Below are 7,472 nucleotides of genomic sequence, written 5' to 3'. Positions count from 1 at the left end.
CACTCAGGCGATGATGCGCAACCTTGGTGGCCGCATCACGCGGCCCTGCGGACTTCCTTGATGGTGACGGTCCCATGGTTCGGTCCTCCTTCCCAAAAATAGCATGGAAAGAAGATTAAGAGGACAGATCATGCTTCGCGGGATTGAGCGGCCTGTCCTCGTCGATGAGGATGCGTTCGGCTGCGCCGTCGAGATCCCCGTATTGTCCGTTCCTAAGCGACCAGAGAAAAATGCATAGCCCGACAAGTCCCATGCCGAGGGCGATCGGGACGAGATAGATCAGGCTGCTCAAGACATTGTCTCGACCGTGTGCCCGGAGTGGAGCACCTGTCGCTTCCCTTCGGCAGTATCATTATCGAACCTGTAGCGGTCCAGCCGAAGGGAGTTTGCGACCACCAGCAGGGACGATCCGGACATGGCGAGAGCCGCAATCAGGGGCGTCACATAACCGAGCGCTGCGAACGGGAATGCCATGGCATTATACGCGACCGCAAAAGCCAGATTCTGCCGGATCAATAGTCCCGCTCGCCGCGACAGCGCGATAGAGTGAGGTACGGCTCCGAGTGAGCGGTAAAGGAACACGAAGCCTGCCGCACTGCGGCCGATGTCAGCCGCGTCTGCCGGCGCCATCGATACGTCAGCCGCGGCAAGCGCGGGCGCATCATTGAGGCCGTCACCGACCATCAGAACCTTCTGGCCAGAGTGGGAGAGTTCCGCTAGTCGGGCCAGCTTCCGCGCTGGCATCGCCTCGGCCTCGAAGCGGTCGATCCCCACGGCACGAGACGTCCGGCGGACCGAATCCTGGCGATCACCCGAGATCACCTCAACCGACAGCCTCATTCTCCCCAACTCGGCTACGGTTTGCGCGGCGCCGGGCCGGATCGCGTCACTGAAGCGGAAGACCTGAAGCAGGATTCCATTTTTGGACAGGACGGTTCCGTCTCGGCGGGATGGCGGCCCACCCTGAAGTGCCCATTCCGCCCGACCTAGCCGGTAAACGTTACCGCCCATAGTAGCCTCGACCCCCAGTCCGGGGTGCTCTTTCACGCCGTCGAACACGAGCGGTGGATCGTCCCGACGCTTGTGGACCGCCAGAGCCCGAGATTGCGGATGCGATGAGTATGCCGCAATCCCAGCTGCAAGCGCGAGATGCGCCGAGTCTGTCGCATGTTTGTCGGCGATGAGACGACAATTCTCCGTCAGCGTGCCGGTCTTGTCGAATACGACCACGTCGACGTCCAGAACCTGTTCCACAGCCGCGCCGTCCTTCACCATCACCCCAGCCTCGAACAGACGACGGGCCGCCGCTACCTGCACCATCGGGACCGCGAGGCCGAGCGCGCAGGGACAGGTGATGATCAGGACCGCTACGGCAACTGTAACGGCTTGATGGAGGTCCCCGTTTGCGATGAGCCAGCCCAAGAGGGCCAGTGCTGCTGCGGCGTGTACCACCGGGGCATATAGCCCTGCCACCTTGTCGACGATGCTGACCCGCGCGGGGCGCGCGTTCTCGGCTGCCTCGACCAGCCGCAGCATGTCGCAGAAGAAGGAGTCCCTCGCCGTCCCAGTGGCGATGATCGTCAACGGGGCGGTCAAGTTCAAGGTGCCGGACAAGAGTTCGGCGCCGGCGCCCACCTGCCGGGGATCGCCTTCTCCGGTCACCAGTGAATAGTCGATCTCCGAAGTCCCATCCTCGACCCGCGCGTCGACCGGAACCCTCTCGCCGGGCGCAAGCAGGATTCGCATGCCCCGCTCGATCTCATCGGTGGGCAGGTAGTCGCGCGAACCGTCGGGGCGCAGGACCATGGCCCCACGTGCGCCGAGCCGCGCCAAGCCCGATACCGCTGAACGGGCGCGCTCACGCACGAGGTGGTCCAGCGTTCGCCCGATCAGCAGGACGAAGAGGAGCGTGACGGACGCATCGAAATAGGCGTACTCACCGCGGTGGATCGTCTCGTAGAGGCTCAGGCCGTATGCCAGCAGGACGCCGATCGAGATCGGTACGTCCATGTTCGTGTGTCCGTGCCGCACTGCGTTCCAGGCGGGCCGGAAGAACACTCGGCCGGAGAAGAGACGGGCTGGGAACGCGATGGCCGCCGAAATCCAGTGGAACAGGTCGCGCGTGGCGGCGTCGGCGCCCGTCCACACGGACACGGAAAGCAGCATGACATTCATCGCTGCGAAGCCAGCCACGGCAAGAGAGCGGAGCAACTCGTCGAGCCTTGGGTCGCGCTCATCCGCTCCGGTGTCCTGGAGATGCGCTTCGTAGCCTATCTGTGCCAAGGGTCGGATGATCGACGGCGGTCTCTCTCCGCGCCAGCTAACGGAAACCCGCCTGGTCGAAAGGTTGACCCGGGCCGCTTCGATTCCAGGAAGATCGGAAATCACATCCTCGACAGCGCGGATGCAGGCGCCGCAGTGGATTGCGGGAACCGAAAGCGTCACTTGCCGCACGCCGTCAGCAACAACTCGGCTCGCGAGCAGCATCTCCTGTTCCGCAATGCACCCCAGGGACGGATCTTCGTCCGGAAGGAAACAGGCGTTCTGGGCGCAGCAGCTCATGGCGCGCTCACCGGCTCAATCCCGTGCAAGTTCGGCCCGGCCGGCAAAGCGTTGGCCGGGCGCCGCGGCCGATGAGGCGTCGCTTCTCGCAAGGTCCGGTCGGCGGACCGCTTCGTAGGCGTGCCACGTGGCATGGCCGAGTAGCGGGAATACCACGATTAGGCCCAGGAGCCCTGTCAGGAGGGCGATGGCTGACAAGCCGAGGACGACGGCACCCCAGGCCATCATGACGGGCACGTTGTTCCAGACCAAAGCCATGCTGCGGCTCATGGCCGTCACGGCGTCGGTCCGCTCGTTCAGCAGCATGGGGATCGAAAAAGCTCCGGTTGCAAAAGAGAATGCGGCAAACAGACCGCCGACGATCGTACCCGTGAATAGCATTCCCCAGCCCGTCCCTGTTGCGAGAAGGAGCGCGGTCATGTGGTCGAATCCCGGAAAGGGGAGATAACCGAAGAACAGGGCGTAGATCAGCACGGCTGCGCGCACCCAAAGGAGCATCACCAGGCAGAGAAGAACCCCGACGAAGAAGATCTGGCCAGTCTCGGAACAGGCGCGAACGGCGAGCATGTCGTTGAGCGAAAAAGGGACGTCCGTCTGGATTGCACGGCTCTTCTGGTAGAGGCCGACCGCGAGGACAGGGCCGACGACCAGAAAGCCTGCGAGCGCCGGAAAGAGAATCTGCCCCCAGCCATAGGAGAACAACCCCGAAACGACCAGGACGGAAATGAGGAATACCGCAAGACCGTAGGCCAGGCTGGGACCCGGTTGCGTCATGAGGTCCCGCCAGCCTGCACGCAGCCAGTTCAGGGCCGTGAAAGGCGGCAGATGGCGCTGCAGTTCTGGCGTGAGGGTTTCTCTGACATCCGAGGTGTCGGTGAGAAGACCGTATCTCTCGTCGCTTTCGTTCATGTCTTCCTCCTCGGCGTGATGATGTCCGGATACGGCTGCCTTCAGCAGGCAGATTTTGCTGCCCGGAATTGCCCTGCTCGGCTACCGGGCTCCTTCAGATGAGCCACGCAGTCGGGTTGCGAAGTCAATGCAACGTAGAACAGGTGCGCATTGGCTCCGGCGAAGATCAACACGCCCGCCAGGACGAGAAGAGTGACCAGCGGCCGGATTGCGAAAGATCTGCGCATCTGATCGTCCTGTTCTGGGTTACGGCCGTGCGACGCTCAACGAATGCACGTAGAGCGCCAAGATCTTGATTTCGACGGGCGTCAGCCGCTCTTCCCAGGTGGGCATATGGCCCTGGCGGCCGCCGTGGACGCTGCTGATGATCGTCTGGAGATCGCCGCCGTATATCCACGCTTTGTCCGTGAGGTTGGGTGCCCCCATCTCTCGAGAGCCCCGCGCATCGTCCGAATGGCAGGCCGCGCAGGTCGCCATAAAGACTTCATGCCCTGCCTCGATCCGATCGATGTTTGCGGCAGTGGAATATTCGGGATGGCTGAGCGAGTAGACGTAATTCGCCACATTGACCACCTGGTCGCGCTCAAGCATCTGGTCGCGCCCGAAGGCTGGCATCTGGCCCATCCGACTTTCGCCATGGGGCGAGTTGATGCCGACGCGCATCGTTTCCGCGATGGTTTCTGGTTCGCCCCCCCAGATCCAGTCATCATCCGTCAGATCGGGATAGTTGCTGCCCCCTGTCGCGTCCGACCGGTGGCAGGCTGCGCAATTGTCCCCGAACAGCTTGTGTCCGGACTGTCTGACGATGTCCATCAGTTGTTCGTTCGCTTGAATCTCGTCGAAGCTCAGCGAAGCGATCTTCTCTTCCCATGCCGATCTTGCGACAGCCGCCTGTGCGAGTTGCTGTTCGACCCGTTCGTGCTGGTTCGTTCCCAAGAGACCCTTGGTGTAGGTCCACCCCAACGGCCAGGCCGGCATCAGGAACCACCAGAGGATGGCGAACACGTGAGTCACGATGAGGAAGATGAGTATGCCCTTCGGGACGGGCGTATCGAGCTCCTTGATCCCGTTCCATTCGTGACCGGTGGTCTCGCGGCCGCTGACGGGATCGCGTTCTCTGTCGGTCATGGCCTGTCCTCCTTGTCCAGGACCGTCTTCTTGGCCCGGTCGAACCGTTTCTTGTTCGAGGGCCGGAAGGTGTAAATCAGGACGCCGATGCTCAGGGCGATCAGATAGAACAACCCCCAGCTCTTCGAGAAGGCGACGACCGTGGCGTGGTCGATGTCCATGTTCATCGCCCTCCGGACGTCGTGGCGGATCCCGCTGCGAGATCCTCGGCGTCCGGCGCTTCTTCCGGTGCGACCGTGTTTTCGTACGCCGCATCCGTCAGGGTTCCCAGAACCTGAAGATAGGCGACAAGAGCGTCCATCTCGGTGAGTTCCGTCGTCACCCCATCGAAGGCGCTGATCTGCGCCTTGTCCCCGTAGCGTTCCTGTACGCCGGCGGCGTAGTCGCTGTCGGGCAAGGCTTGTCCCAGCGCGTCCCGGGCGGCGTTTGCGATCATCTCGTCGGTGTAGGGAACACCGATCTGCTGCTGGGCCTTAAGATGAAGTCCAAGATCCTCGGTTCGCAGAGAGGTGCGGGCGAGCCAAGGATAGCTCGGCATGTTCGATTGGGGCACGACGTCGCGGGGATTTGTCAGGTGCGCGACGTGCCAGATGTCGGAATACTTGCCGCCGATGCGCGCCAAATCCGGCCCGGTTCGCTTCGAGCCCCACAGCATCGGATGGTCATAACGGGATTCCACCGCGAGGGAGTAAGGGCCGTAGCGATCGACGTCGTCCCGCAGTGTGCGGATCATCTGCGAGTGGCACGCATAGCATCCCTCCCGCATGTAGACGTTGCGGCCCGCCAGCTCGAGGGGCGTATATGGCCGCATGTCGGGAGCTTCCTCGACGGTCTCGTCGATCGTGAACAGAGGAGCGATCTCGATGATCCCGCCAACGCTCGCGGCCGCAATGATCGCGAGAACGAATCCGATGGCGGTTCGCTCGATCTTTCGGTGAAACAGTTCGGCCATGACTTCACTCCGCCGGGGTGGTCGCCGTGCCTTCGGCCCAGCGGGCGTCCGGCAGGTCCTTGGGCGCCGTCTCGGCGGCTGCGGGGCTGGCGCGGACCGTCATCCAGATGTTGTAACAACCGACGATCGCGCCGAGCAGGAACAGAAAGCCCCCGAGCGTTCGGGCGATGTAGTAGGGATACATGGCGACAAGGGAGTCGAGGAAAGAGTAGGCGAGGGTGCCGCTTTCCGTATAGGTGCGCCACATCAGTCCCTGGACGATCCCGGAGTTCCACATCGCGAAGACGTAGATCAGCGTGCCGATCAGCGCGAGCCAGAAATGGACCTCGACCAGCGCCGCCGAATACATCCGTTCTCGCTTCCAGAGCGACGGCACCAGCGTATAGATTGATCCGAACGTGATGAGTGCAACCCAGCCGAGCGCCCCGGCGTGCACATGTCCGACGGTCCAGTCCGTGTAGTGCGAGAGCGAATTCACGGGACGGATGGCGAGGAAGGATCCTTCGAACGTCGACAGCCCGTAGAACACGGCGGCAACGAACATGAAGCGCAGGGTCGCGTCGTCGCGGACCTTGTGCCACGCCCCGTTGAGGGTCAGGATCGCGTTGCCGGCTGAGGCCCACGACGGCACCAGCAGCATGATGGAAAATGTCATTCCGAGGGTCTGCACCCAGTGGGGCAGGGCCGTGTAGTGCAGATGGTGAGAGCCTGCCCACATGTAGAAGAAGGTGATGCCCCAGAAGCTGAGGATCGATAGACGGTAGGAAAAAATCGGCCGTTCGGCCCGTTTCGGCAGATAATAGTACATCATGCCGAGGAAGCCGGCGGTCAGGAAAAAGGCCACGGCGTTGTGGCCATACCACCACTGCACCATCGCGTCCTGGACGCCCGACCAGATCGGATAGCTCCAGGCGTGACCAAGTGACACCGGTATGGCGAGGTTGTTGACGATGTGCAGGATCGCCACGACCACGATGAATGCCATGAAGTACCAGTTAGCGACGTAGATGTGCGGTTCCTTCCGCCGGGCGATCGTCCGCAGATAGAGGACGAAGTACGTCACCCAGACGACGACCAGCCAGAGGTCGGCGTACCATTCAGGCTCAGCATACTCCTTCGACTGCGTCAGACCCATCAGGTAGCCGGAGACGGCAATGAAGCAGAAAAGATTGTAGCCGAGGAGCACAAACCAGGGGCTGACCTGGCCCGCAAGCCGCGCCCGCGATGTCCGTTGCACGACATGGAAGGAGGTGGCGATCAGGGCATTACCGCCGAAACCAAAGATGACGCCGGTCGTGTGGGCCGGACGCAGGCGCCCGAAGCTCAGCCATGCCGTGTCGAAGTTGAGGAATGGCCAGGCAAGCTCCGCGGCAACCCAGACGCCGACGAACATGCCAAAGACGGCCCAGAGCATCGACAACGCGATACCGACCTTGATCGGGTCGTCGTAGTACTCCGATGGACGCAGGCTGACGTCTGGCTCCGGGCTGTCAAGGCGGGACAGCAGGAAAGCGATCAGCGCGACGCCCCCGACGAGCACGAAGGCACCGTGGACGCCGAGGGGATCGTTGCGTCCCGCTATGGCGAGCGCCAGTCCGCACAGCGCAACCGCTGCTGCGATTAGGATGCTGACTTCCCGTTCACCGCGGGTGAGTTGTGAAACCATCATCTGGTCTCCATTGATTTGCTACCCTGCAGGGCATTCGCTGCGGACGGAGATATGAAGCGCCCCACGAATCGCCGCCTGACCGTTCTAGTGCAGGTGTTGAGGATCACAAAAATTGCGATTTCATGCAAGAAAACCTAGGAAATTATGGCCGGTTTGAATGAAGATGTGCTTCGTTCCTCAGACAGGAACGACACTGATCGTTGATTGCTGGGGATCGAGCATCGAGTCTCATCTGCCGCCTATTCGGGTTCC

The 7,472-nt window shown here is 62.1% G+C and carries 7 protein-coding genes; all 7 read right to left on the bottom strand.

Annotation, left to right across the window (positions count from 1 at the left end; translation table 11 throughout):
* Nucleotides 1-115: 115 nt before the first annotated feature.
* On the bottom strand, nt 116-292 hold the full coding sequence (ccoS, locus tag GTK09_RS25080) for a cbb3-type cytochrome oxidase assembly protein CcoS (protein ID WP_163466144.1): 177 nt from the start codon (nt 290-292) through the stop codon (nt 116-118).
* Nucleotides 289-2,562 (bottom strand): heavy metal translocating P-type ATPase, encoded by a 2,274-nt coding sequence (locus tag GTK09_RS25075; RefSeq protein ID WP_163466143.1) that lies wholly within the window; start codon nt 2,560-2,562, stop codon nt 289-291. The genes ccoS and GTK09_RS25075 overlap by 4 nt, the downstream gene beginning before the upstream one ends.
* Nucleotides 2,563-2,577: 15 nt before the next feature.
* Entirely contained in the window at nt 2,578-3,471 is an 894-nt protein-coding gene (locus GTK09_RS25070) for a DUF2189 domain-containing protein (protein WP_163466142.1), read from the bottom strand.
* 246 nt (nt 3,472-3,717) lie between these two features.
* On the bottom strand, nt 3,718-4,599 hold the full coding sequence (gene ccoP / locus GTK09_RS25065; RefSeq protein ID WP_163466141.1) for a cytochrome-c oxidase, cbb3-type subunit III: 882 nt from the start codon (nt 4,597-4,599) through the stop codon (nt 3,718-3,720).
* Entirely contained in the window at nt 4,596-4,760 is a 165-nt protein-coding gene (locus GTK09_RS25060) for a cbb3-type cytochrome c oxidase subunit 3 (RefSeq protein WP_163466150.1), read from the bottom strand. The genes ccoP and GTK09_RS25060 overlap by 4 nt, the downstream gene beginning before the upstream one ends.
* 2 nt (nt 4,761-4,762) lie before the next feature.
* Nucleotides 4,763-5,551 (bottom strand): cytochrome-c oxidase, cbb3-type subunit II, encoded by a 789-nt coding sequence (gene ccoO / locus GTK09_RS25055; RefSeq protein ID WP_163466140.1) that lies wholly within the window; start codon nt 5,549-5,551, stop codon nt 4,763-4,765.
* 4 nt (nt 5,552-5,555) lie between these two features.
* Nucleotides 5,556-7,217, bottom strand: coding sequence for a cytochrome-c oxidase, cbb3-type subunit I (ccoN, locus tag GTK09_RS25050; protein ID WP_163466149.1), 1,662 nt, complete (start codon nt 7,215-7,217; stop codon nt 5,556-5,558).
* Between the last annotated feature and the right edge of the window lie 255 nt (nt 7,218-7,472).

This window comes from Jiella pacifica (assembly GCF_010500815.1).
GTDB lineage: Bacteria > Pseudomonadota > Alphaproteobacteria > Rhizobiales > Rhizobiaceae > Jiella > Jiella pacifica.
The sequence above is the reverse complement of the archived record's forward strand: the minus strand, read 5'-3'. Positions and strand labels throughout refer to the sequence as shown.